We start from the raw sequence: 25938 nt of genomic DNA, 5'->3' as shown, positions 1-25938 counted from the left end.
GGCGTAGATTTATAAAGTTAAACGGCCAACTACCACTACCCATCGTCGTTCTATTGTTGTGAAACCAATTTTCAGTATATCAAGATCAATTTGAAATTCACCTGTTTTCATAGCTGTTTATCGATGAATTTTGCTGAGCCCTATTGCAGTGAAAATGTCCCTGCTCACAGAATTGTCATATTTGTTAATTAAGCTATAGTCACAAGAAAGAAAAATGATAAGGTGAAGAAAATAAATGCAAAGCGTAATTCAAATGACAGATTATTTTAAAGAAAACTCCCCAAAAACAACACGCCCTCTAGTGGCTCTCTATTGTGGTTCACGTGCAGGCAACAAACCAGTTTATTTAGAAAAAGCCATTCATCTCTCGCAAGGACTGGCAGAACATGGTTTCGGGCTGGTTTACGGTGGCGCCAGTATTGGCTTGATGGGACAGGTCGCGGATGCCATGATCCAGCATGGCGGTGAAGCTGTAGGGGTGATTCCTGAATTTATGCTGGATTATGAAATTGCCCATAACCAGCTCACCGAATTACATGTGGTGACCAGCATGCATCAACGCAAGGCTATGATGGCCGAGCGGGCCTGTGCCTTTGTGGCATTACCGGGTGGACTGGGCACGTTTGAGGAAATTCTGGAAATTGCCACTTGGGGTCAGCTAAACCAGCACCAGAAACCGATGATGCTCTATAACGTGAATGGCTTCTATGATGCCTTGATTGCGCAGCTGGACCGCGCCGTTGAAGATGGTTTTTTACCGCCACAGCATCGTGCCAAACTGATCATTTGTGAACACGAAGAAGAAATTTATACGACTTTAACCAATTTAGGCCATCCGCAAAGATTTGTAGTCTAAGCTTCTCAAGCAATAAAAAAGCGAGCACCTAGCTCGCTTTTTTATTGGATTTTTAATATCAGGTCTTATTGACCATAATTCGTCACAAACTCATAAAACATCGGCAAAGTCGTTGCCAGAATGACCGACATAGCCAGACCGAACATCAGTTTCATGGCATCTGCACTGACATTGCGTGACGTACGATGTTTATTGACTTCATCCAGAATCATCGACATGGCAAATTCACGACCTGCAAGTAATCCCAGGAATACCCAAGTGGTACTCATTGGAATATTGCTCCACTCTTTGAAGATCAACAGGATAATGGCATACAGGAAGTCGATAATCGTCGCAGCACGAATGTCGGTCACACCGGTTTTGGTATCGACAATTTTCTGGATGGCCCCACCACGTTGATACAGAATCACGCCCAGCAACACTACGAATACCGCAATCGCAAACATCAGGAATTCAAACGGTACCTGACGCGGCACATACACGAAGATGTTGGCCAGATCCTGAATCAGCCATTGGCTCCACAGGAAACCGGTAGATACCCACTGCAAGCCCATCCAGACCTTGGAGTGTTCCTGATGACGTGTCTTGGCAAAATGCCGTGCCAGCTGCTTGACCACAAAACGATAGATGACAATCGCCACCACAAAGGCCACCGCATAGCCCATCATCGATTTGACCATCATCGAGCCTAAGCTGGCGGGAGAGAAAATCGTAAGCACCAGGAAAGTGGTACTGACTGGAATTCCGTATTTGGTCAGCATCAACAGCAGAATTGGCGGCACAATGTACAGCCAGGTAATGCCACCTTCAGGGAAAGGAATCGTTTCTAAACGACCGTATGAGGCATCACCCACCCCAGATGCATACCAACCATAGACCAATACGACAATTAAAATTGAGCTGATATAAATCCACAATACCCACCATGGGCGATGTGAATTCGAAGAAATAAATGTCCCTAAGGTTTGAGGTACATCATTTCCGACAATAGAGTAAGCGGCCAAACAGAAGCCGATCACCATCAAAATCTCGATTGTCATAAAAACAAACCTATACGCGAGGAGATTTCAGCAGTGCTGAAAAGTTGGCCCAAGATTATGACGGTTTTATTTCATTTTAATGACAAGACTGTCATATATATGGTCACCTTACAAAAAAGAGCACCGAAGTGCCCTGAATTTAAAAGCTTTTGACTACTTGAGATTTACTTGATAAATCGTGGTACTGCCACTGACTTCATGGCCGACCACCAGGAGGGGTTTCTTGTTCGGGGAGTCTTTTGCCGGAATAAATACCAAACCTTCCGGTCCTAAATCACCGGCTTGTCCCATTTCAATCTGCGCTGTAGTCGCTTTAAAATCACGTGAATTAATATATTGCACGAAGACTGGTGATGCAGGTGTAGACACATCATATACCATGATGCCACCGACACGCTCCAGCCCAATAAAGGCAAAGGTTTTTTGACCAATCTGCCCCAAGGTCACCCCTTCAGGTTCCGGCCCTTTATTGTCACTGCGATTATCCAGTCCGGCTTCTTCATGATTAAAGTTGAAAATCTCAGGATGATGTTTGGCAATATACTGCTCAAACTGATCGCCCGAATCCCATACCAGTTCTAAACCGGTCTGCTGATCATTTTCCACCCAGATACTGACCGAGCGCGTACCAAAGCTATATAAATGATCATAGACCAGATTGTCCCGTTCATTCAGTTTGGCTGTACCATCGGCATTTTTTTGATAGCCTTCAGTCCAACTAATATTTAAACGGCCCAGTAGATGATCTTCACGGCAGTCTTTGGCATCCCCTGCAATAGCACCGCAGTAGGCAAAGTTAGCCGGATTAAGTTCTGCACCTTTGGCCAATACCCGAAGATGAGCTGGCAAATCATCACCCAGACGGCGGTCAAAACCTTTGGTATGGACCAAGTGTTTCACCCGCCATTCTTCTACAAAGCCCTGGCTGGTATCGTTATTGAAATATGCAGGATTGTTTTCACCCCAGGCACGGGCATCGCCTTCATTGGCAGACACAATATAGGTTTTGCCGGCGACCTCAAAACTTGCAATCGCATCTGGCATATATAAGCCTCGGACATTGGCCCAAGTTTGAATATTGATTTTGCCTTTACCGTCGATACCATCCGCATCGCTGATATCCATGCCATGACCCTTCATGCCATGATCTTTGAAGCCAAATGGATAAACAGCAAGTACTTTGGCAGAAGCCACATCAATTTTGGCCAAGGCATTGTTTTCCTGTAAGGCAACCCAGGCGGTTTTTCCATCTTTTGAAACAGTGATGTACTCAGGTTCAAAATCCTGCGCTGCGCTGGCCTTTGGTCCGAAAATGCGGATGCCCTGTTCACGCAATGCTGCTTCCCGTCCGTTAAAGGCCTTAAAGTCTGCTGTACGAACGATCGGGGCTTTTAAATTGGCCAGATTAATGACAGACACCGACCCTTCAGGGTCAACCTGATAATCATCAGAAGGCTCGCCTTCATTGGCCACCAGCAAGCTTTGACCATCCGGTGTGAAAGTCAGCATATCCGGCAAGGCACCCACCTGTACGTGGGCCAGCTTGCTCACGTCTTTGGCCTGATATAAAGCCACATAGCCAGGGTCTGTTTTCACAGCAGCCTGAATTGCAATGGCGACGATGCCATTGTGTACCGCGACACTGTTGACCTCAGCCTCTGGCGCAATGTCATCGACCGTGATAGAACTTATTTTTTTCGGCTGATCAGGTCGACTTAAATCCAGTACATCTAATACGCCTTCTTTGGCATTGACCACGAATAGGCGTTGACTCTCGGCATCAAAGGCCGGAATTTCTGCTGCACTTTGCGCAAACACACCCGATTCATAAGCGGCTAATTTGCTTAACTCGATCGAGTTCGGTGTAGCCTCGACGATTGGAACCGGTGTTTCATTTTCATTCTCACTCCCACATGCCACCATCCCCACAGCCAGCATGGCCACTATCAATGATTTTAATTTCATTTTTTTGTTGATCTATCATGAAGAATTCGTGACCAATTTATAACCAGAGCATTGCAGTGCCATGACAGATCGGTTGCAGTTCCTTGACACAACACCGCATAAAAGTTGAAACGCTTTATATACGACAGACTCGGCTGATTCCTTTAAACTATTCAAAATTTTCAGTTTTCCAGAATTATGAATGCCACGCCTACGCATCAAGCCTTAGATCCTGAGTTCAGACTGCTGGTCTTGTTGGTCTCGATTGGCTTTTTTATGCAGGGGCTGGATACTACCATTATTAATACGGCCCTACCTGCAATTGCCCAAAATTTGCAGGAAGATCCGCTACGCATGCACAGTGTGGTCGTGGCTTATGTGCTGTCTGTGGCGGCCTGCATTCCTTTAAGTGGCTGGCTGGCAGACCGGTTCGGGGTCAGAAATACCTATTTTGCTGCGATTATTATTTTCTCTTTGGCCTCTTTGGGCTGTGCCTGGTCAAGTAGCCTGAATGAATTATTGGTGTACCGGATCTTTCAAGGGATCGGTGGTGCATTATTGCTGCCGGTCGGCCGTTTGGCGATGCTAAAGATCATTCCCCGTACCCAGTTTCTGGCCGCCATGAGCCTGATGAGTCTGGCCGGCCTGATTGGTCCTTTAATTGGGCCGACCCTAGGTGGCTGGATGGTCGAATATCTGTCCTGGCATTGGATTTTCCTGATCAATTTGCCGATTGGCTTGCTGGGCGCACTGATTACCTTTAAGGCCATGCCGAATGTACTTGAACCTACAGTCGCTCGCTTTGATTATTGGGGCTTTATCTTGCTGGTCGTGGCCATGGTGGGCCTCTGTCTGGGAATTGAAAATTTTGCCAGTCCACAAAACTCGCTGTGGTGGAGCCTGAGCCTGATTCTAGCCGGTTTATTGGCCACCCTGGTTTATGCCTATCATTCGCATACGCATAGCAATGCCCTGTTTCGCAGCCGGCTGTTTAAAAATAAAATTTATGCGATTGGTATTTTGGGTAATTTCTTTGCCCGTCTCGGCGGTAACTCGATTCCGTTTTTACTGCCGCTGATGTTGCAGGTGGCTTTCGGTTTCGAACCTTTTATTACCGGTTTATTGATGATTCCGACTGTGCTTGGTTCGCTGGCCTCCAAACCGATTATCCGCAACATCATTCAGCGTTTTGGCTACCGTCGGGTCTTGCTGGTCAATACCTTACTGGTAGGTCTATGTATTGCCAGTTTTGCCCTGACCACGGCGGAAACCCCAATCTGGCTCCGTGCGATTCATTTCTTTATCTTCGGCATTTTAAATTCACTGCAATTCGTGTCGATGAATACCCTGACCTTAAAGGACTTAAGCCAGCAGGATGCCAGTAGCGGCAACAGTTTCCTGTCGATGATCATGATGCTGTCAATGAGTATCGGGGTGGCACTGGCAGGAACACTGGTGAACATGCTGAGTGCCTATTACGGCGCTGACAATCTGGTGGCTGCTTTTCATGTATCACTGATCTGTTTAGGCTGCATCAATATTATTGCGGCCTATATTTTCTGGCATATTCCTAAAAATACCCCGGTTTGATGCGCTATATTCACTTTGGGCTGATTGTAAGTTTTAGGCTAAATCACATATAGGCAAGGACTGAAAATGCAAAAAAATCAGGCTCCGAACAGAGTTCATAAATCGCTCTTGATTGGGCTGGGCATACTGATCACTGTGATCACGATCGCCATGGTCTATCTCTGCCTGATGAAAGCACCGTCTGCCTATGCAGCCGATTATCCTATTCAGGGTTTTGATGTATCGCATCATCAAAAAGAGATTCAGTGGCAGCAGATTTCGCCTGAAAAATACCGTTTTGTTTATCTGAAAGCCACTGAAGGCGGCGACTTTAAAGATACCCGTTTTCAGGAAAATTGGTTGAAAGCACGTGAACGCGGCTTTTTGGTCGGTGCCTATCATTTTTACCGGCTCTGCCGCGATGGCAGCATTCAAGCCCAGAATTTTATTGACTCCGTACCCAATAAACCGGATGCCTTACCGCCAGTAATTGATCTGGAATATGACAGTAAATGCATCAATAGCTATTCTAAAGAGCAGCTTTTAAACGAAATTCAGGTGATGCACGATGCCCTGAAAAAGCATTATGGCAAGCAGCCGATTTTCTATATTTCTAAAGCTTTTTATAATATTGTACTGGCAGGACACTTTCCTAACGTACCACTCTGGGTACGTGAATACAAAGGTCTGCCTGATTTAAAAGATCAGCCTAAATGGGCGTTTTGGCAACATACCAGTCAGGGGAAAATTCCCGGTATTACCACACCGGTAGACCTGAATGTTTTTTATGGCTCAGAACAGCAATGGCTGGATTTTCTCAAAAAGAATGCGATTGTAGTACCTTCATCTGAGAATAAAGCGAAATAAAGCTGATCGCCTGAAAACAAGTTCTTTATAAAAACAACAAGGAAATAAAAAGATTGAAATGGATAAAAGGCATTTTACTCGGTCTGGTGATTCTACTCCTACTCATCGCGGGTATGCTGGCTTATCTGTTGCAAGCTTCGGGCAAGGTTAGTGACTTTAAAGCGTGGCAGCCGCAAACCGGTATATCCGTTCACGGGCTTACAGTCAAATTTTTTGGTGTGTCCACCCTGTTACTCGATGATGGCCACGATCAGATCCTGATCGATGGTTTCTTTAGCCGGCCATCTTTGCGGCAAGTAATTACTCGACCTATTCAAAGTGATAAGCTGCTCTTAGAACAACTGGTACAATGCCATGAATTGAGCCGAACCCAAGCCATTCTGGTCAGTCATTCTCATTATGATCATGTTCTGGATGTCCCGGCTTTACTAGAGATGCTTCCCGAAACTGCTGTCGTCGGTTCGCCGAGCACACTGAATATCGCCCGGGCAAATCCCCAAGTTACCCCACAGCAATTACAGCCGGTTAAGCCTTGGCAAGTACAACAATGGGGGCATTTTCAAATCACAGCAATTCCCTCACAACATACCCCGCCCACAGTGGTAAATGATGATTTAGGCGAAGAGCTGCTACAGCCCTTTACTCTTCCGGCTAAATTTTCCGAATTTAAGGAAGGTGGCAGTTTCGACTACCTGATTGAGCATGCAGGACATAAAATTCTGGTCAAGGCCAGTACCGGATTTATTCCAGAGCAATTGCAGCATCTGAAAGTCGACACCCTGTTTTTAGGCATTGCCCAGCTTTCCAGACAATCCGATGCCTATCAGCAGCAATATCTGGCTGAAACCCTGAACCTCCTCAAGCTCAAAGTGGTGATTCCGGTGCATTGGGATGATTTTTTCAGCCGTTAAACCAGCCGCTGCAATTTTTACCCCGTCTTGCCGATGACACCCCAAAAAGTTTGCAACTTCTGATTCAGGCTGCCGAGAGACAAGGGAAAAAAGTCGTCCTGCTCAGCGAACCGCAGCCCTATTTACTCAACGCAGCCGTCGCTTCCCAATCCGATTAAAGGCCCTTAAGATAGCGAACATGCGCAAAATTATTCATATCGATATGGATGCGTTTTATGCCTCGGTTGAGCTGCGTGAACGTCCAGAACTGAAAGACTTGCCTGTGGTGATTGCCTCGCATCATCCTCGGGCGGTGGTCGCGGCTGCCTCCTATCCGGCACGGGTTTATGGCCTGCGTTCTGCCATGTCCATGGGACAGGCGCGCAAACTGTGTCCTCAAGTCATCGTAATTGAGCCAGATTTTGCCAAATACCGGCAGGTATCGGCACAGATTCATCAGATCTTCCAACAATATACTTCCCTGATTGAACCACTGTCTCTGGATGAAGCCTTTCTGGATGTCACGGAGAATTTACAGCAGATTCCCAGTGCTACTGAAGTCGCCATGCGGATTCGCGAGGATATTTTTCAAGCGACCGGACTGACTGCTTCTGCCGGTGTGGCACCCAATAAATTTCTCGCTAAAATTGCTTCGGACTGGCACAAACCGAATGGCATCTGTGTAATTAAACCTTCGCAGGTACAGCGTTTTATCCAGGATCTGCCGCTGAAAAAAATTCCCGGCGTGGGAAAAGTCACTCAGGAAAAACTGAAAAGTCTGAATCTAGAAACTTTAGGCGATTTACAGCAAATTGATGAAGCCTTACTGATTCAACATTTTGGCAAATATGGCCGGCGGCTGTTTTTGTACGCTCAAGGTATTGATGAACGACCGGTCGAAGTGGAACGGGAACGCCAGCAAATTTCCAAAGAAACCACTTTTGATGATGACCTGCATCTGAACCAATGTCGCCCCTATTGGGAGCCTTTACTTGGACAAGTATGGCAAAGCCTGCAAAAGAAACAGCTTTCTGCTCGCGGCGTTACGGTCAAATTAAAACTCAAGAATTTTCAGGTGATGCAACACAGTAAAAGTTTTAAACAGGTGCTGCGTAGCCCACAGGAATTAGCCCAAGCCTTGGACTTACTGCTCGACGACCTGCATATTGCTCCGCAGATGCAATTTCGGCTGATCGGCGTCGGCGTGTATCAGCTCAGCGTCCCCGAAACTGAAACCCAGTTATTGCTACTCTAAACCTTTTTTGATCATGTTTTAGGCATCAGTTTAAAAATACGGCAACTTTGTTTTTACATTTTGATTTTTTAGAGTACTCTATCTGCGCAATGCATTATCCATGTATGTGCTGAGATGCTGAAAATCACCTTTACTTTCAGCATGCTGTCCTGTGATTAGCGTGACGATCAAATCCGAATATTGCAGGGCAACTCTGATGTAACTCATGGAATCCCCTCCTGCATGTCTTCTGTAAATTCTTCTGTTGTTCAAGAACAACGCGCACGTAAAGCTGCGCTATCTAGTTTTGTTGGTGCTGTTGTCGATTGGTATGATTTTCTCCTTTACGGCATTGTTGCAGCCTTAATTTTTAAAGATCAGTTTTTCCCCAGCATTGGCGAAAATATGGGCACCCTGGCGGCACTAGCCACCTTTGGGGTTGGCTTCCTGTTTCGTCCTTTAGGCGGTGTGGTATTTGGTCACTTTGGTGACAAGCTCGGCCGTAAAAAAATGCTGGTACTCACGGTAATCCTGATGGGAATTTCCACGGTCGGGATTGGCCTGCTGCCAAATTTTGAAGCAATTGGCTGGTGGGCTCCGGTGCTGTTGGTGTTTTGTCGAGCCTTGCAAGGCTTTGCTGTCGGTGGTGAATGGGGCGGCGCAGCTCTGATGGCAGTTGAAAATGCACCCAAGGGTAAAAAAGCCTTTTATAGCAGTGGCGTTCAGGTCGGCTATGGTGTTGGCTTGGTATTGGCCACCGGTGCAGTGTCGATTATTATTGCGACACTGGGTGAAGAAGCCTTTGCTGAATGGGCATGGCGTATTCCCTTTCTGGCCAGCATCGTACTGTTAGCTGTAGCGATGTGGATCCGACGTGATCAGGATGAATCGCAAGAGTTTGTGGAAAAGGTGGTGAAAGCTGATCATCAACCAGAAAAACTGCCGATCTTGCAGGCGATCAGCAAACATCCAAAAGCTTTCTTCTATATCATTGCCTTACGTCTGACTGAATTACTGACCATGTATCTGGTCACCAACTTTGCCCTGAACTATTCCACCAGCAACCTAGGCATGGACAAACAGTTCTTCCTGAATATCACGCTGATGGTCGGGGTAATTAGCTGTTTCAGTATTCCATTTTTTGCTTGGCTGGCGGATAAATTCAATCATCAGAAAATGTGTGTCTGGGGCGGTTTGATTGGTGCGCTTTCAGCCTTTCCATTTTTTATGGCGCTCGATGCACAAAACACCTGGATGATCATTGTCGGGGCAATTTTACTGGCGAACGTCGCACACGATATGGTGGTCAGTGTCCATCAACCGATTTTCACCTCCCTGTTTGGCACAGAATACCGCTACAGCGGTGCCGGAGTTGGCTATCAGGTGGCGAGCATCATTGGGGGTGGTTTTACCCCATTTATTGCAGCGGCACTGGTGATTTGGGCGGATGGTTCATGGCATTATGTAGCCATCTATCTGGCGGTGGGTTGTCTGCTGACTGCACTGGTCGCAGCCCTGATGCCCAAAACTCAGGATGAACAACATGACAGTTGAACGTTTACACGTATCGAAACGCTTTTCGGAAATTGCTATTGCCGGTAATCTGGTGCATCTTGCCGGCCAGCTGGCCACAGATGTTGAACTGGATATTAAAGGGCAAACCCAACAGACTTTAGATATTATTGACCAGTTTCTGGCAGATGCCGGCACAGACAAAAGTCACATCATGTCGGTAACCATCTATTTGAAAGACATTGAAAAAGATTATGCAGCCTTCAATAAAGTCTGGGATGCCTGGGTCGCTGATATCGAAGCGCTGCCTCGTACCTGTGTAGAAGCAAAACTCTATGATCCACGGGTATTGGTCGAACTGACTGTCGTGGCGGTTAAACCAGAATAATGTTTCAAGATCAATACTCATAAAAAAAGCATGCTTCTGGCATGCTTTTTTGTTTTAGCCCACAGCTTTGATTTTACTGCGCTCTAAATCCGAATATAAATAATATTTTTTCAGATCATTGCTAACTGTATATTTGGGCATTTTCTGCATTTGCGCTTGCTCCTGTAAGAAGTCCTGGCGCAACTGATAATATTCCGGCACATCCTCGTAGCGAATCACCCGATAACCGGCCATGGTTAGTAATGCATCCTGAAAACCCGTCTGTTGGGGACGCTTCAAAATTAATGGGTCATCCACTCCTACCACGGCTAGAATCTGATGCTGCTGATCCAGAATTACAAAATCTGCAGTCAGGTTGCGGTACTTATGTCGAGTCCGGTTAAATTTAGTCGTCATTAAGGCATCATAGGAAACATGTGCCAGAATAATGTATTCAGGTAATACTTCTCTCAGGCGAGTGAAGGTCAATTGCTCATTCAGGTTAAAAATAGCACGCTGCTTTAACGCGCTGTCTTGTGGTTTGGAATTATTTCCGAGCTTTTTCCATGCCATGAGCACGACACAGAAGAGCAGGAAACTCCCAATCATAATATAGGTGGTCATGCCTAAATCCTTGCATTCTTATAATCATTTTTGTTTTATTGTTGTGCAGTATAAACCCACGCTTTATTTTAAATAGAGCTAACAACTAATCTGTTTAAATACCCATACAACTGGTATCAAAACTCGATTCTGTGTTACCTAAAGTGACATCTCTCTGGATGCCAATGAAAGTGGATTTAAAGTACTGATAATGCACTCTAAAACATCCATGAAATTGATCGCAATACATATCTGCCCAACTGTAGGACAATTCCGACAAAGTGTTATTTTTATATCACTTTTTTAAAGAACTTAATGCAAATAATATATTCTTTTACACTTTCAACGAACAAGCTCAGGCTACGTTACTTTACCCAAGAGCTAAAAAAAGACACCGAAGTGTCTTTTTATTAACTTAATTATGCACGTGATTTGGGCTTCGCTTTAGGCTTTGGCTCACCAAACGGTTTTTTGGCATCGCCTGTTTCACGCGGCGGCAAACCTGTGTGCTGGGTCAGAATTTGCCCACGTTCAGGACGCTTCTTGGTATTTGAAGGACGAGACTGAGCTTGTGCAGCCTTGCTACGATTCCCTTGCTCACCAGTACGTTTTTGCGAATCACCGGCAACCGTCGAGTTTTTCTTACGCGCCGATTGATACTGACCGTCTGCACTGCCTACAGGCTGATAAGTCGGAATCAAATGCTGTTTCGAGTTACCAATCAAATCCTGACGACCCATTTCTTTCAGGGCTTCACGCAATAACGGCCAGTTGTTTGAATCATGATAACGCAAGAAAGCTTTGTGCAAACGACGACGCTTCTCACCTTTCACAATGTCGACATTTTCAGTATAACGCGCCACTTTCGCCAGCGGGTTTTTACCAGTGTAGTACATGGTAGTTGCAGTCGCCATTGGTGAAGGATAGAAGGTCTGTACCTGATCGGCACGGAAACCATTCTTCTTCAACCAAATCGCCAAATTCATCATGTCGTAATCGGTAGTTCCCGGATGCGCCGCGATGAAGTAAGGAATTAAGTATTGTTCCTTGCCTGCTTCCTTACTGTAACGATCAAACATTTGCTTGAAGCGGTCATAAGTCCCAATACCCGGCTTCATCATTTTATTGAGTGGGCCTTTTTCGGTATGTTCAGGCGCAATTTTTAAGTAACCACCGACATGATGGGTGACAAGTTCTTTGACATATTCAGGGTTTAAAACCGCAAGGTCATAACGTAGGCCTGAACCAATCAGAATCTTTTTAATGCCTGGTAAAGAACGCGCTTTACGGTATAACTGCGTCAATGGAGCATGATCCGTATGCAAATTCTGACAAACGCCCGGGAATACACATGACGGTTTACGACAGTTCTTTTCAATCTCAGGATCTTTACAGGCCAAACGGTACATATTGGCTGTTGGGCCACCCAAGTCCGAGATAATACCCGTGAAGCCCGGTGCAGTATCACGGATTTTTTCCACTTCACGCAGAATCGATTCTTCAGAACGGTTCTGAATAATACGACCTTCATGTTCCGTAATTGAACAGAAGGTACAACCACCGAAACAGCCACGCATGATATTCACAGAGAACTTGATCATGTCGAATGCCGGGAAACGTGCATTGCCATAAGCAGGATGCGGCAGACGTGCATAAGGCAGGTCAAACACATAGTCCATTTCTTCGGTAGTCAACGGAATTGGCGGTGCATTCAACCAGACATCACGTTCACCATGCTTTTGCACCATGGCACGCGCATTCCCCGGATTGGTTTCCAGATGCAGAATACGGTTGGCATGTGCGTAGAGCACTGGATCTGCAGCCACTTCTTCAAAAGCAGGCAAACGGATTACGGCCAATTCGCGCGGCGGTAACTTATGTTTAATCGCTTTAGAAGCCGGTTGCAGTTGCACAATTTGTGTATCAGGATCTAGGTCATCCCCTGCTCGCACAATCGGATTGGCGACATGTTCTTTTTGAAAACCTTGGTACTGGCTAGAATCCTTGCCTTGTTCAATCTCACAACCCTCGATATCTTCAGTCATGACATACGGGTTAATAATTGGATCAACACGGCCAATGGCATCGACATCATTCGATGCAATTTCAACAAATTTGGCTTTAGAGGCACGGTTGTGTTTATTCACAATGAACGCAGTACCGCGAACATCAGTAATCTCGTGAATTTTCTCGCCACGTGCCAGACGATGCATAATTTCAGTGATTGAGCGTTCGCCATTGCCGTACATTAAAAGATCGGCTTTTGAATCCATCAAGACTGAACGACGCACTTTGTCTGACCAGTAATCATAATGCGCAATACGACGTAACGATGCTTCAATACCGCCGAGCAATACCGGTACATCTGGATAAGCTTCACGGACACGCTGGCAATACACGGTTGCCGCACGGTCTGGACGTTTGTTTGGCTGATTGTCTGGTGAATAGGCATCATCAGAACGGATTTTACGGTCAGCCGTATAACGGTTGATCATAGAATCCATATTCCCTGCTGTTACACCCCAAGCAATATTCGGTTTACCCAAAACGCGGAACGCATCCACGCTGGTCCAGTCTGGCTGTGCAATAATGCCAACACGGAAGCCTTGTGCTTCTAGCGTACGACCAATAATGCCTGAACAGAAAGACGGATGATCGATATAAGCATCACCACAAACTAAAATAAAATCACAGCTGTCCCAGCCGAGTTGATCCATTTCCTCGCGTGACATCGGCAAAAATGGCGCAGGGTCAAAACAAGACGCCCAATATTTGTCGTAATCAAACAACGCTTTTGGCGCAGTCTGCATGGTATAAGCAGTAGACATGGCTAGCAATTCTCGGCTGGCAGATGATAGGAGATCTAAAAATAAGATCAAAGATGAAAGCCGATTATTTTACCATGAATCGGCCCTAGCTTGCTTGATTATAATTTATACAAAATCAGAGACTAACTGAATCGCGCTCTCTTTGTCACTTGAATCTAAAGTTTAAATATTTCAAAAAAGAAATTGATTCTATTTATGAGGAGGAAAGCTTGGAAATAATCTCTAATTTGAACGGAGTTTTAAACTGAATGACAAACCCGTCAGTAATAACGCGGCAATAAACACAGTTAATCCTATCCAGCCATAATTTTCCCACACCAATCCGCTTGAGCTCCCCAACACACTTGAACCCAAGTAATAGCAAAATAAATACAGCGACGAACCGACTGCCCGATACTGTAACGACTGGATCGACACCCAGCTACTGGCAGTCGAATGGGCAGCGAAGAAAGAAAAAGTAAAAATCAGCAATCCGGTAAAAACAACAACCAACTGATTGATCAGCATCAGCGACAAGCCCACAAGCATCATCAGGATCATGGCTGCCAATATTCTGAATTTGCCATAATGCCGTCCCCAGTGTGCTGCTCGAGGGGAGCTATAAATGCCGGCCAAATAAGTAATCGAAATCACGCCAATCCAGACATGAGATAATTCAAATGGCGCTTGGATCAAGCGATAACTCAGATAATTAAATACCGAGACAAAGCAGCCCATCAAGATAAAACCTTGCAGGAATAAAACCCGAAGTTTTGGATCAGCGAGATTCTGCCTAAATGAGTTTTTAAAACGATTCAGCTTGATTGGATAGGCTTTAAAATGTTGCGAAGCGGGTAATAGGTAATAAAATAATCCAGCGATACAAAGATTTAAGATACCGATAATCAAAGTGGCAGATTGCCAGGAGATAAAATCCACTAAAACTCCGGCAATTAAACGCCCTCCCATACCACCTATCGCTGTGCCAGAAATATATAAGCCCATGGCAAAACCGATATCTTTTTCTGCAATTTCTTCTCCGATATAAGTCATCGCGACCGCAGCGACACCACTGACTGTCAATCCAATCATTACTCGTGTGGTCAGAAACACGGACCAGATCGGCAATATTGCACTTAATAGTAATAATACTGAGACTGAAAATAGAGACCAGACCATAATCGGCTTACGACCGAATCGGTCTGATATTAGTCCAGTAAAAATCAGGCCAACTGCCAAGGCAATGGTAGAAAAAGATAAAGGGAAACTGCTTTGAGTCGGGCTGACCTGGAAATAATCAGCCAGAATCGGCATCATCGGCTGTACGCAATACAGTGATGAAAAAATGGCAAAGCCAGCAAGAAATAAGGAAAAGAGTACTGATTTAAAAGAAGAAGAGCCATATTCAATATGGCTTGAAGATGAATTTGAGGACATATCCGCTCCATAGACCGGTTCAGTATACGCCTCTCAATTTTATTTTTATGTGATGTTTCAGTCGAAATAGCACATAAATAACATTTATTTGACTAAATTCCACGCATAAAAAAACACCCCCGGCCTTATGGTCGGGGGTGTTTCGAATAATGAGCTGGCGATGACTTACTCTCACATGGGTAACCCCACACTACCATCAGCGCTAAGAGGTTTCACTTCTGAGTTCGGGAAGGGATCAGGTGGTTCACTCTTGCTATGGTCGCCAGCACAACTGTTTATGGATACTTGCTAGGTCTTATTGAGATGCCTTGCTTTCTACCAAATAGAATTCATTAACAGATTTATCTGAGTTGGGTATTTTGTTCTTTAGCGTTCACTAAATCAAGCTGTTTTGCTTAATATCGAATCAATCGATCCTCACTTCTTTCGAAGTTCGTACAACAACTGTTTGGGTGTTGTATAGTCAAGCCTCACGAGCAATTAGTATTGGTCAGCTTCACATATCACTATGCTTCTACATCCAACCTATCAACGTCGTAGTCTTCAACGGCTCTTTAGGAGACATAAAGTCTCGGGGAAATCTTATCTTGAGGTAGGCTTCCCGCTTAGATGCTTTCAGCGGTTATCCCTTCCGAACATAGCTACCCGGCGATGCCACTGGCGTGACAACCGGTACACCAGAGGTTCGTCCACTCTGGTCCTCTCGTACTAGGAGCAGATCCTCTCAAATTTCCAACGCCCACGGTAGATAGGGACCGAACTGTCTCACGACGTTCTAAACCCAGCTCGCGTACCTCTTTAAATGGCGAACAGCCATACCCTTGGGACCTGCTTCAGCCCCAGGATGAGATGAGCCGACATCGAGGTGCCAAACACCGCCGTCGATATGAACTCTTGGGCGGTATCAGCCTGTTATCCCCAGAGTACCTTTTATCCGTTGAGCGATGGCCCTTCCATACAGAACCACCGGATCACTAAGACCTACTTTCGTACCTGCTCGACTTGTGGGTCTCGCAGTTAAGCGCGCTTTTGCCTTTATACTCTACGCGTGATTTCCGACCACGCTGAGCGCACCTTCGTACTCCTCCGTTACTCTTTAGGAGGAGACCGCCCCAGTCAAACTACCCACCAGACATGGTCCTCGTCCCGGATAACGGGACAGAGTTAGAACCTCAATATTACCAGGGTGGTATTTCAAGGACGGCTCCATCGCAACTAGCGTCGCGACTTCAAAGCCTCCCACCTATCCTACACAAGTAAGATCAAAGTTCAATGTCAAGCTGCAGTAAAGGTTCACGGGGTCTTTCCGTCTAGCCGCGGGTACACCGCATCTTCACGGCGAATTCGATTTCACTGAGTCTCTGCTGGAGACAGCGCCCCCATCATTATGCCATTCGTGCAGGTCGGAACTTACCCGACAAGGAATTTCGCTACCTTAGGACCGTTATAGTTACGGCCGCCGTTTACTGGGGCTTCGATCAAGAGCTTCGCTTACGCTAACCCCATCAATTAACCTTCCAGCACCGGGCAGGCATCACACCCTATACGTCCACTTTCGTGTTTGCAGAGTGCTATGTTTTTAATAAACAGTTGCAGGGGCCTGGTTTCTGAGGCTGTCGGCCGCTCAAGGAGCAAGTCCTATCACAGACAACAGCGTACCTTCTCCCGAAGTTACGGTACCATTTTGCCTAGTTCCTTCAGCAGAGTTCTCTCAAGCGCTTTGGTCTACTCGACCTGACCACCTGTGTCGGTTTCGGGTACGATTCCTGTGTAACTGAAGCTTAGAGACTTTTCCTGGAAGCATGGTATCAGCCACTTCACTGTACAAGTACAGCTTGCTATCAGTTCTCAGCATAGAGTACCCCGGATTTGCCTAAGATACATGCCTACAACCTTCCACCTGGACAACCAACGCCAGGCTGACTTAACCTTCTCCGTCCTCTCATCGCATTACACAGAAGTATTGGAATATTAACCAATTTCCCATCGACTACGCCTCTCGGCCTCGCCTTAGGGGTCGACTCACCCAGCCCCGATTAACGTTGGACTGGAACCCTTGGTCTTTCAGCGTGCGAGTTTTTCACTCGCATTGTCGTTACTCACGTCAGCATTCGCACTTCTGATACCTCCAGCAGACTTCTCAATCCACCTTCATCGGCTTACAGAACGCTCCCCTACCACGCATAATAAATTATGCATCCGCAGCTTCGGCATATAGTTTTAGCCCCGTTACATCTTCCGCGCAGGCCGACTCGACTAGTGAGCTATTACGCTTTCTTTAAAGGGTGGCTGCTTCTAAGCCAACCTCCTAGCTGTCTATGCCTTCCCACATCGTTTCCCACTTAACTATAATTTTGGGGCCTTAGCTGGCGGTCTGGATTGTTTTCCTCTTGACTACGGACGTTAGCACCCGCAGTCTGTCTCCCGGATAGTACTCATTGGTATTCGGAGTTTGCATCGGTTTGGTAAGTCGGGATGACCCCCTAGCCGAAACAGTGCTCTACCCCCAATGGTATTCGTCCGAGGCGCTACCTAAATAGCTTTCGGGGAGAACCAGCTATCACCAAGTTTGATTAGCCTTTCACCCCTATCCACAAGTCATCCCCTGGCTTTTCAACGACAGTGGGTTCGGTCCTCCAGTTAGTGTTACCCAACCTTCAACCTGCTCATGGATAGATCACCTGGTTTCGGGTCTATACCCAGCAACTAAACGCCCTATTAAGACTCGGTTTCCCTACGGCTCCCCTATGCGGTTAACCTTGCTACTGAATATAAGTCGCTGACCCATTATACAAAAGGTACGCAGTCACCGGACTAAGCCGGCTCCCACTGCTTGTATGCATGCGGTTTCAGGATCTATTTCACTCCCCTCACAGGGGTTCTTTTCGCCTTTCCCTCACGGTACTGGTTCACTATCGGTCAGTCAGGAGTATTTAGCCTTGGAGGATGGTCCCCCCATATTCAGACAAGGTTTCACGTGCCTCGCCCTACTCGACATCATCATATAAGCCCTTTCGTGTACAGGACTATCACCGTCTACGGTCGCACTTCCCAGAGCGTTCCACTAGAACTTATATGACTTAATGGGCTCTTCCCCTTTCGCTCGCCGCTACTGAGGGAATCTCAATTGATTTCTTTTCCTAAGGGTACTGAGATGTTTCACTTCCCCTCGTTCGCCTTGCAACACTATGTATTCATGTTGCAATACCTACCTTATGGTAAGTGGGTTTCCCCATTCAGACATCTCCGGATCACAGGATATTTGCCGCCTCCCCGGAGCTTTTCGCAGGCTATCACGTCTTTCATCGCCTCTGACTGCCAAGGCATCCACCACATGCACTTAATTACTTGACTATACAACCCCAAACAGTCGTTTATCCTTACAAGTGGGATAAGCAACAGATTGTGATGATCTCTCATCACGCTCATACAGTTGGCGTTTCGTAGATTTAACTACAGTACAGCTTCAATTAGATTCATATACCAAAACGCTTGATTCAGTTAATTTCGCTAGAACTCATTTCTTGTAGTTGCCTACTTGAAACGAGTTTGAACAAATTATTTCAACTCAAATATATTCTGTTAATGATTTTTCCAGCCTTCGTCAGGTCAGGAAACTGTGATAAATCACAGAGGTTAATAACAACGAAGCGAATCATACGCCTCTTTCTTACTAAGCTCTATAAGCTATCTAGCTGTTTGTATGTTTCTTAGCTCATCTTACGTTTGCTTGATCATTTCAAGATCAATGTAAGTGATGGTGGAGACTAGGAGAGTCGAACTCCTGACCTCCTGCGTGCAAAGCAGGCGCTCTACCAACTAAGCTAAGTCCCCAGCTTATCAATAAGTCAATGTATCGTTCTGTTCTGTTTGCTTCAGCACTTTCATGCTTCGTTAGTCAGATTTGGTGGGTCTGACAAGACTTGAACTTGTGACCCCACGCTTATCAAGCGTGTGCTCTAACCAACTGAGCTACAGACCCTCAGATACATCGTATGAAGAACAACTTGTTGTGGATTCTTACCAATCGTCAATCTTTCGTTAAGGAGGTGATCCAGCCGCAGGTTCCCCTACGGCTACCTTGTTACGACTTCACCCCAGTCATCTGCCACACCGTGGTAAGCGTCCCCCCTAAGGTTAGACTACCTACTTCTGGTGCAACAAACTCCCATGGTGTGACGGGCGGTGTGTACAAGGCCCGGGAACGTATTCACCGCGGCATTCTGATCCGCGATTACTAGCGATTCCGACTTCATGGAGTCGAGTTGCAGACTCCAATCCGGACTACGATCGGCTTTTTGAGATTAGCATCCACTCGCGTGGTAGCAACCCTTTGTACCGACCATTGTAGCACGTGTGTAGCCCTGGTCGTAAGGGCCATGATGACTTGACGTCGTCCCCGCCTTCCTCCAGTTTGTCACTGGCAGTATCCTTAAAGTTCCCGGCTTAACCCGCTGGCAAATAAGGAAAAGGGTTGCGCTCGTTGCGGGACTTAACCCAACATCTCACGACACGAGCTGACGACAGCCATGCAGCACCTGTATGTAAGTTCCCGAAGGCACCAATCCATCTCTGGAAAGTTCTTACTATGTCAAGACCAGGTAAGGTTCTTCGCGTTGCATCGAATTAAACCACATGCTCCACCGCTTGTGCGGGCCCCCGTCAATTCATTTGAGTTTTAGTCTTGCGACCGTACTCCCCAGGCGGTCTACTTATCGCGTTAGCTGCGCCACTAAAGCCTCAAAGGCCCCAACGGCTAGTAGACATCGTTTACGGCATGGACTACCAGGGTATCTAATCCTGTTTGCTCCCCATGCTTTCGCACCTCAGTGTCAGTATTAGGCCAGATGGCTGCCTTCGCCATCGGTATTCCTCCAGATCTCTACGCATTTCACCGCTACACCTGGAATTCTACCATCCTCTCCCATACTCTAGCCAACCAGTATCGAATGCAATTCCCAAGTTAAGCTCGGGGATTTCACATTTGACTTAATTGGCCACCTACGCGCGCTTTACGCCCAGTAAATCCGATTAACGCTTGCACCCTCTGTATTACCGCGGCTGCTGGCACAGAGTTAGCCGGTGCTTATTCTGCGAGTAACGTCCACTATCCAAGAGTATTAATCTCGGTAGCCTCCTCCTCGCTTAAAGTGCTTTACAACCAAAAGGCCTTCTTCACACACGCGGCATGGCTGGATCAGGGTTCCCCCCATTGTCCAATATTCCCCACTGCTGCCTCCCGTAGGAGTCTGGGCCGTGTCTCAGTCCCAGTGTGGCGGATCATCCTCTCAGACCCGCTACAGATCGTCGCCTTGGTAGGCCTTTACCCCACCAACTAGCTAATCCGACTTAGGCTCATCTATTAGCGCAAGGCCCGAAGGTCCCCTGCTTTCTCCCGTAGGACGTATGCGGTATTAGCATCCCTTTCGAGATGTTGTCCCCCACTAATAGGCAGATTCCTAAGCATTACTCACCCGTCCGCCGCTAGGTCAGGTAGCAAGCTACCTTTCCCCGCTCGACTTGCATGTGTTAAGCCTGCCGCCAGCGTTCAATCTGAGCCATGATCAAACTCTTCAGTTTAATACTATGTAGCACCTTAAAGGGTGCCAATCTTGGCTCATCAATTTTCTGACAAATATTTCTCAAATAAACTTCGAGTAATTTCTACCATCAATCAATGAAAATAATTTCGATCGATCAACCAGTAAAAATCCACACAAGTTGTTCTTCATAATCTCTTAATGATCTTCTTGCTAATTCGTCACCAGCAAGCTAGGTCGGCTATATTACTCTCTATCTCTAGAAAGTCAACCAGTAATGAAAACTATTTTTAAACTTTCTTTCTAAAACCCAACTTAATCAATCTCAACTAAGTTACTGTTTTATCAGAAGTTTTAATCTTCATCACCGCCGATGGATGTGCATTCTACAGGATTTCAAAGCCCTTGCAACACTTCTTGCAAAGATTTTTTATCGTGTGTTTATTTTTCAAACCAATGAAAACATAAGACACTGTTATATATAGTTAATTTATTTTCATTATTTTTGAATTTTATTGAGCACCTTCAACAAAACCTACCCACTAAATCAATAAGATATTGATTTATTTGAATTTAAATTATAAAAGTCTTTATCACATGACTTATGTCGTTCAATTCACATTCTATTCTTGTTTGATTCTTCATCAACCTGGCGTTTATATACACAAAACTTGTTTTATCCAGTCTTCTTCCAAGATACATAGGCCCTATTTAAATATGGAAAATTTATTGCAACCCTAAAAATTAAAAAGCCATCGCTATTGAGCAATGGCTTTTGGAGTACTGAGCAACAATTAGAATTTCATACTGACACGTGCCCAGTAATTACGTCCCATATTATTAAACTGCTCGGTTGTTGGTAAACCTGTCCCGGAAGCACCCATTTTATTTAAGTGCTCGGTATAAGTCCGGTCTAGGACATTATCGACTCCGACTGATATATCCACGCTATCCATGACATGGTAGCTACCGTTTAAAGACAAAGTGCCAAAGCCTGCGCTCTGCTTGTTGTCATAACCCACAATATTACCTTCGTTAAGACTGATCCGGTTTTGACCATCTACTACACGCCATAGCAATCCAAAATTATATTTGTCTTGAACATAGCGCAAGTTAACACGGGCTTCTAAAGGAGAGATTTGTGGTAACGGCGTATTATCTGTGGTGTTTTCACCCCAGGCATACATGGCACTGATATCTGCCTGAATCGCGTCACTAAATTGATAACCAATTCCAGCTTCTGCGCCTGCAATGGTTGCATCGATATTTCTTGAATCCGCACTATTCATTTTTGCTGGCTGCATTTCTCCCATATCATTACCCATAGGATGACCATGCCCAGAGTTTGCAGACTTAGGATAAGTCATCAGAATAAAATCCTGAATCACACCGGCATAAGCTGATACCCAAGAATTAAACGCGCCATGATGATGTTGATAACCCAGATCGAGTTGTAAGGTCTTTTCTGTTTCCAGTTGCTTAAATGTATTTGCAGTTATTCCATGATAATCGGTCTTAAATAATTCCCAGTAATCCGGCATACGCTCGACATAACCCAGACCAATATAGGTCTTGCCATCGTCATGATCGGGATGATGATTTTCAAAACGAATAAAGGCACTCGGTAAAGTCTCTTTACGATCAATACCACGCTTAACTGAATCAATATTGACTTGATCAATACGCAAGCCTGAAACGACTTTATTATCATCTCCTAGATCATAGCTCAATTCACCAAAACCACCAATGGATTGAAACTCCATATCTGTTGTTACATGAGAGTTCATCATGGGTTTAGTCGAATGGTACATACCGCCCGCATGTTTATTTAATTGAGAATCTACACCACTGACTAACTGTAGCTTATCCCACTCATGAGTCATTGATAGTCGTGAATTTAAAGTTCGACGTGTAACGGTCATGGCTTTATTAGGTTCATCAACTTGACGTAAGCTAAAATTATCCATGACATGGTCATTAAAATTGTAGTTGACCTGTGCTTCTACTTTCTTAAGTGTCTCTGTTAGGTTTTGTTTTTGTACACGCAAACCTAAACTTTCACGTGCAAATTGAGAGCCATCCATCGTACGGCCAGCATAAACTGATTCACCATCTGCCTTACCGCCACTTAGCTCGACCCAAGTATCTTCATCTGGTGTCCAGCCAATCGCCAAATCAGTATTCCAGCGTTCCCAGTCTGAAGGAACTGTATTTCCATCCCCATCTTGATAACTATTCGATACCGAACGATTGGTATTCAGACGGATATATTTCTGTTCATCGCCTGCTGCGACTTCGACATTATGATCAAGGCGCCCGAAAGATCCCATCAAGACACTGGCCTGACCACGATAGTTTTGATCTTGATCAAACTGTTCCGGTGTACGTTCGAAAATCACCGTGGCCGCAGAGCCAGTATTGGCATACTGAACCGTTTGCGGTCCTTTAATCACCGAAATACGGTCATAGCTTTCCGGAGAAATATAGGAGGTCGGCGAATCCATACGACTTGGACAGGCGCCCAGGTTTTCAGTGCCATCAGTCAGGATCTTAATTCGTGAACCAAACATACCGCGGAATGTCACATCACCATTGGTGCCGGCACCGCTATTGACCGAACTAAAGCCAACAATACTTTGTAAATAATCCGCACCATCACTGGCAGGAATCGGTTGAATCGGCTGTTTAGGGTCGGCGCGGACAATCAGCCCATTGGCATCATTACCTGCTGCCGATGTCACCACAATCGGGGCAAACGTCTGCACTGGCATGGCGTCATTGGCCATCACTATCGAAGAATAACAAGCAACACAAATCGCAGCCGCAAGTGGCTGTAAAGAAAATTTAGGCTGAGCCATTTCTCTATCTCACTAAATACATAAATTAGGCACGGCTTGAGTCAATACCAACCCAAGCTGAAAAATGCAGATTTATGCAGGCAGTGGTGGCGCTCGCCCCTGAGGAATTAAGAAGAGTTGCTGAAGGACAAACCAGACATGCTTAAAGGTTTTTTGATAGGCAATTAAACGGACATGAATCCGGTCAAGAACCTGTTTGATGTCCAGATCAGGCGGTAAGACTAAATTGGCATGAACCTTACAGTACTGACACTGATGATTGGCATCATGATGATCATGTTGAAGATGATCAGATTGGATAAGGTGACTATGCTCGCCAGCGCTATGCTGCGCATGAGCATCTGTCGCGATAAAAAGCGCACGCGTGATGGTTTCACATACCGGAGCAACCTGATATTGCTTCGGTAACAAAGGCTGTAAAAATACAGCAATCTGTAGAAACACAGCTGCAAATGCAAATAGCAGCCCCGCGCGTAAAAACACAGGCTATTCCTAAAACATGCTTATGTTGATTATAACAAAGCCCAATCAGAATTGGGCTTTGCTAGACCATTTAAATAAACTTTAAAATGATCCTAGCGTTTCACAGCCACCTTGTCTTTATTACGCTGGCGAACCAGTTTTTCCACTTTTTCACGTGCACGTTGACGTTTTAATGGCGATAAATAATCGACAAATAATTTGCCATTTAAGTGATCCATTTCATGTTGGATACACACAGCGAGAAGTCCGTCAGCATCGAGCTCAAATGCTTGACCTTCCAGATTAATTGCCTCGATTTTTACGCGTGACGGACGATCAACTTTATCGTATATTTGAGGAACTGATAGACAGCCTTCTTCGTAGGGCTGCGTTTCTTCAGTCAATGGTGTGATTTTGGGGTTAATAAACACCATCGGTTGATCTTTATTTTCAGACAGATCCATAACAATCAGCTGAATATGACGATCCACCTGAGTCGCGGCAAGTCCGATACCTGGTGCTTCATACATGGTTTCAAACATATCCGCAGCGAGCTGACGAATTTCATCAGTCACTTCTTCGACAGGTTGTGCAATGGTACGAAGACGGGGATCCGGGAAACTTAAAATAGGTAATAAGGCCATACTGCGTCCTCAATTATGCCATTGATCAAAAAACCAAATGAAGGGAATGCTTCATCAAAAAAATGTGTGTAAGATCGTTATTATAACGCAACTACGCACATAATTTTAGGAATTATGATAATGAAAAAGGTTTTGAAGGGCATGCCATTTTTTAGTGCCTTGGGGTTTAAAAATCAGATACTGGCACTTGCAGTTTGTGTAGGCGTCAGTATGGGGACCATTCATTCTGCCGAGGCAGCACCTGCACGCAACGTCAATCCACCGGCATTAAAAGCTAATGCACCGAACGTTTATGTGGTGAAAAAAGGCGATACGCTTTGGGATATCTCGAAACGCTTCCTGAAAAATCCGGTCCGTTGGCCGGAAATCTGGGCCAGTAATAAGCACGTGAAAAATCCAAATTGGATTTTCCCGGGTGACCGCCTGCTGATGTGTGATTACCAAGGCCGTCCGATTATTGGTAAAGACGAAGGTGATGGTTGTGAAGGTATTATCAGCCGCTATCTTGGCAGTACTTCTCTGCAACCCCAGATTCGTGTTGAATCTTTAAATAATACGATTCCAGTGATTCCGCTTGAGCATATCAAGCAGTGGTTGGAACGCTATACCCTTCTGGCGCCTGATTCAGTTCAGGGCACACCCTACATTCTCGGAACTGCAGATCAGCGCGTACTGGCTGGCAAAGGCCAGAAAGTTTATGCACGTGGTCACGGTCTGGTAGTGGGTCAACGCTATGCCGTTTATCGTGAAGCTGAACCGTATGTATTTACGGATGCAAACGGCAAGAAATATACTGCTGCACTTGAGCTGCAACAGGTGGCATCTGGTATTGCAGTTCGTGGCGAAGGTGATGTCACCACACTTGAACTGACAGATAGTTACAATGCTGAAGTACGTCGCGGTGATCGTGTCTTACCAGAATACGATCCAATGTTACCGACTCTGTTCTATCCGACCAATGCAGAAAATATTGCTGCCGGTGGCCAGATTGTGCGTGTATTGGGGTCAATTGGTACAGCAGCACGTCATAGTGTTGTCACCATTGACCGTGGTACGGCACATGGAGTTCAGACGGGTCATGTCTTTAGTGTGAATCAAAAAGGTGAAGTGGTCACTGATCCTAAAACTAAAGAACGTGTGCAATTGCCAGGTGAGCGTATTGGCCAAATCATGGTATTCAAAAACTTCGATCAATTAAGCTATGCCTATGTGCTAGAGAGCGAATTACCAATCAAGGTTGGTGCAGGAATTCAAGCACCTCTTTTAGATGAATAAATATTTGTCTAAATAAAAAAACTTAATAATAAG

16 protein-coding genes, 2 tRNA genes, 3 rRNA genes and 1 pseudogene are annotated in these 25938 nt (G+C 45.5%); 8 read left to right on the top strand and 14 right to left on the bottom strand.

Going from position 1 to position 25938, the window contains the following annotated elements; all coding sequences use genetic code 11:
• The first annotated feature begins 235 nt into the window (after nt 1-235).
• Entirely contained in the window at nt 236-856 is a 621-nt protein-coding gene (locus tag G4D73_RS10455) for a TIGR00730 family Rossman fold protein (RefSeq protein ID WP_004281026.1), read from the top strand.
• 65 nt (nt 857-921) lie between these two features.
• On the opposite strand, the gene G4D73_RS10450 is transcribed toward G4D73_RS10455, so the two are convergent.
• Both G4D73_RS10450 and G4D73_RS10445 read right to left on the bottom strand, forming a co-directional pair.
• Complete coding sequence (locus G4D73_RS10450) at nt 922-1896, bottom strand: hypothetical protein (protein ID WP_004281025.1); 975 nt, start codon at nt 1894-1896, stop codon at nt 922-924.
• Nucleotides 1897-2049: 153 nt separating this feature from the next.
• Nucleotides 2050-3861, bottom strand: a complete 1812-nt coding sequence (locus tag G4D73_RS10445; protein WP_416232265.1) for a choice-of-anchor I family protein — start codon at nt 3859-3861, stop codon at nt 2050-2052.
• A gap of 177 nt (nt 3862-4038) precedes the next feature.
• On the opposite strand from G4D73_RS10445, the gene mdtD reads away from it, so the two are divergent.
• The 4 genes and pseudogenes from mdtD (at nt 4039) to dinB (ending at nt 8421) form a co-directional block, all read left to right on the top strand.
• The gene (mdtD, locus tag G4D73_RS10440) at nt 4039-5430 is read left to right on the top strand and encodes a multidrug transporter subunit MdtD (RefSeq protein ID WP_005249647.1); all 1392 of its coding nucleotides are present in this window, start codon (nt 4039-4041) and stop codon (nt 5428-5430) included.
• Between the two features lie 66 nt (nt 5431-5496).
• Nucleotides 5497-6276: a GH25 family lysozyme gene (locus G4D73_RS10435; protein WP_213686728.1), complete on the top strand. Its 780-nt coding sequence runs from the start codon at nt 5497-5499 to the stop codon at nt 6274-6276.
• A 53-nt stretch (nt 6277-6329) separates the two neighbouring features.
• Nucleotides 6330-7345: pseudogene (locus G4D73_RS10430) on the top strand (MBL fold metallo-hydrolase).
• Nucleotides 7346-7365: 20 nt separating this feature from the next.
• Nucleotides 7366-8421, top strand: a complete 1056-nt coding sequence (gene dinB / locus G4D73_RS10425; protein ID WP_004281020.1) for a DNA polymerase IV — start codon at nt 7366-7368, stop codon at nt 8419-8421.
• A 78-nt stretch (nt 8422-8499) separates the two neighbouring features.
• Here dinB and G4D73_RS15625 read toward each other — a convergent pair whose 3' ends face one another.
• A complete protein-coding gene (locus G4D73_RS15625) occupies nt 8500-8628 on the bottom strand; it encodes a hypothetical protein (protein ID WP_004732574.1) in 129 nt (42 codons plus the stop codon).
• 15 nt (nt 8629-8643) lie between these two features.
• Between G4D73_RS15625 and shiA the strand changes: the two genes are divergently transcribed.
• Together shiA and G4D73_RS10415 are read left to right on the top strand one after the other, a co-directional pair.
• A complete protein-coding gene (shiA, locus tag G4D73_RS10420) occupies nt 8644-9954 on the top strand; it encodes a shikimate transporter (protein WP_213686727.1) in 1311 nt (436 codons plus the stop codon).
• Nucleotides 9944-10300, top strand: a complete 357-nt coding sequence (locus G4D73_RS10415) for a RidA family protein (RefSeq protein ID WP_213686726.1) — start codon at nt 9944-9946, stop codon at nt 10298-10300. The genes shiA and G4D73_RS10415 overlap by 11 nt, the downstream gene beginning before the upstream one ends.
• Nucleotides 10301-10354: 54 nt before the next feature.
• On the opposite strand, the gene G4D73_RS10410 is transcribed toward G4D73_RS10415, so the two are convergent.
• The 11 genes from G4D73_RS10410 to def form a co-directional block, all read right to left on the bottom strand.
• Nucleotides 10355-10903, bottom strand: a complete 549-nt coding sequence (locus G4D73_RS10410) for a DUF2726 domain-containing protein (RefSeq protein ID WP_005108423.1) — start codon at nt 10901-10903, stop codon at nt 10355-10357.
• Between the two features lie 398 nt (nt 10904-11301).
• Entirely contained in the window at nt 11302-13710 is a 2409-nt protein-coding gene (locus G4D73_RS10405) for a YgiQ family radical SAM protein (RefSeq protein WP_213686725.1), read from the bottom strand.
• 222 nt (nt 13711-13932) lie between these two features.
• Entirely contained in the window at nt 13933-15126 is a 1194-nt protein-coding gene (locus G4D73_RS10400; protein WP_213686724.1) for an MFS transporter, read from the bottom strand.
• Between the two features lie 152 nt (nt 15127-15278).
• Nucleotides 15279-15393: ribosomal RNA gene (gene rrf, locus G4D73_RS10395) — 5S ribosomal RNA — on the bottom strand.
• Nucleotides 15394-15585: 192 nt separating this feature from the next.
• A 23S ribosomal RNA gene (locus G4D73_RS10390) occupies nt 15586-18480 on the bottom strand.
• Between the two features lie 404 nt (nt 18481-18884).
• Nucleotides 18885-18960: transfer RNA gene (locus tag G4D73_RS10385), tRNA-Ala, on the bottom strand.
• Between the two features lie 71 nt (nt 18961-19031).
• A tRNA-Ile gene (locus tag G4D73_RS10380) sits at nt 19032-19108 on the bottom strand.
• Between the two features lie 60 nt (nt 19109-19168).
• Nucleotides 19169-20706: ribosomal RNA gene (locus tag G4D73_RS10375) — 16S ribosomal RNA — on the bottom strand.
• Together the 16S, 23S and 5S rRNA genes with 2 tRNA genes alongside form the textbook arrangement of a ribosomal RNA operon.
• A 754-nt stretch (nt 20707-21460) precedes the next feature.
• The gene (locus G4D73_RS10370) at nt 21461-23524 is read right to left on the bottom strand and encodes a TonB-dependent copper receptor (protein ID WP_213686723.1); all 2064 of its coding nucleotides are present in this window, start codon (nt 23522-23524) and stop codon (nt 21461-21463) included.
• A 72-nt stretch (nt 23525-23596) separates the two neighbouring features.
• A complete protein-coding gene (locus G4D73_RS10365) occupies nt 23597-24007 on the bottom strand; it encodes a DUF2946 family protein (protein ID WP_004644876.1) in 411 nt (136 codons plus the stop codon).
• Nucleotides 24008-24099: 92 nt separating this feature from the next.
• On the bottom strand, nt 24100-24630 hold the full coding sequence (gene def / locus G4D73_RS10360) for a peptide deformylase (RefSeq protein ID WP_004644875.1): 531 nt from the start codon (nt 24628-24630) through the stop codon (nt 24100-24102).
• Between the two features lie 120 nt (nt 24631-24750).
• Here def and G4D73_RS10355 point away from each other — a divergent pair, with 120 nt between their 5' ends.
• Nucleotides 24751-25905: a LysM peptidoglycan-binding domain-containing protein gene (locus tag G4D73_RS10355; protein ID WP_213686722.1), complete on the top strand. Its 1155-nt coding sequence runs from the start codon at nt 24751-24753 to the stop codon at nt 25903-25905.
• The last annotated feature ends 33 nt before the right edge of the window (nt 25906-25938 follow it).

Source organism: Acinetobacter sp. WY4 (genome assembly GCF_018438165.1).
Taxonomy (GTDB): domain Bacteria; phylum Pseudomonadota; class Gammaproteobacteria; order Pseudomonadales; family Moraxellaceae; genus Acinetobacter.
Note: the sequence above shows the minus strand (reverse complement) of the source record. Positions and strands in the feature narration are given on the sequence as shown.

Coding starts and splice junctions, on each gene's coding strand:
- G4D73_RS10455 (WP_004281026.1), top strand. CDS start 236: ATGCAAAGCGTAATTCAAATGACAGATTATTTTAAAGAAAACTCCCCA.
- G4D73_RS10450 (WP_004281025.1), bottom strand. CDS start 1,896: ATGACAATCGAGATTTTGATGGTGATCGGCTTCTGTTTGGCCGCTTAC.
- G4D73_RS10445 (WP_416232265.1), bottom strand. CDS start 3,861: ATGAAATTAAAATCATTGATAGTGGCCATGCTGGCTGTGGGGATGGTG.
- mdtD (WP_005249647.1), top strand. CDS start 4,039: ATGAATGCCACGCCTACGCATCAAGCCTTAGATCCTGAGTTCAGACTG.
- G4D73_RS10435 (WP_213686728.1), top strand. CDS start 5,497: ATGCAAAAAAATCAGGCTCCGAACAGAGTTCATAAATCGCTCTTGATT.
- dinB (WP_004281020.1), top strand. CDS start 7,366: ATGCGCAAAATTATTCATATCGATATGGATGCGTTTTATGCCTCGGTT.
- G4D73_RS15625 (WP_004732574.1), bottom strand. CDS start 8,628: ATGAGTTACATCAGAGTTGCCCTGCAATATTCGGATTTGATCGTCACG.
- shiA (WP_213686727.1), top strand. CDS start 8,644: ATGTCTTCTGTAAATTCTTCTGTTGTTCAAGAACAACGCGCACGTAAA.
- G4D73_RS10415 (WP_213686726.1), top strand. CDS start 9,944: ATGACAGTTGAACGTTTACACGTATCGAAACGCTTTTCGGAAATTGCT.
- G4D73_RS10410 (WP_005108423.1), bottom strand. CDS start 10,903: ATGACCACCTATATTATGATTGGGAGTTTCCTGCTCTTCTGTGTCGTG.
- G4D73_RS10405 (WP_213686725.1), bottom strand. CDS start 13,710: ATGTCTACTGCTTATACCATGCAGACTGCGCCAAAAGCGTTGTTTGAT.
- G4D73_RS10400 (WP_213686724.1), bottom strand. CDS start 15,126: ATGTCCTCAAATTCATCTTCAAGCCATATTGAATATGGCTCTTCTTCT.
- G4D73_RS10370 (WP_213686723.1), bottom strand. CDS start 23,524: ATGGCTCAGCCTAAATTTTCTTTACAGCCACTTGCGGCTGCGATTTGT.
- def (WP_004644875.1), bottom strand. CDS start 24,630: ATGGCCTTATTACCTATTTTAAGTTTCCCGGATCCCCGTCTTCGTACC.
- G4D73_RS10355 (WP_213686722.1), top strand. CDS start 24,751: ATGAAAAAGGTTTTGAAGGGCATGCCATTTTTTAGTGCCTTGGGGTTT.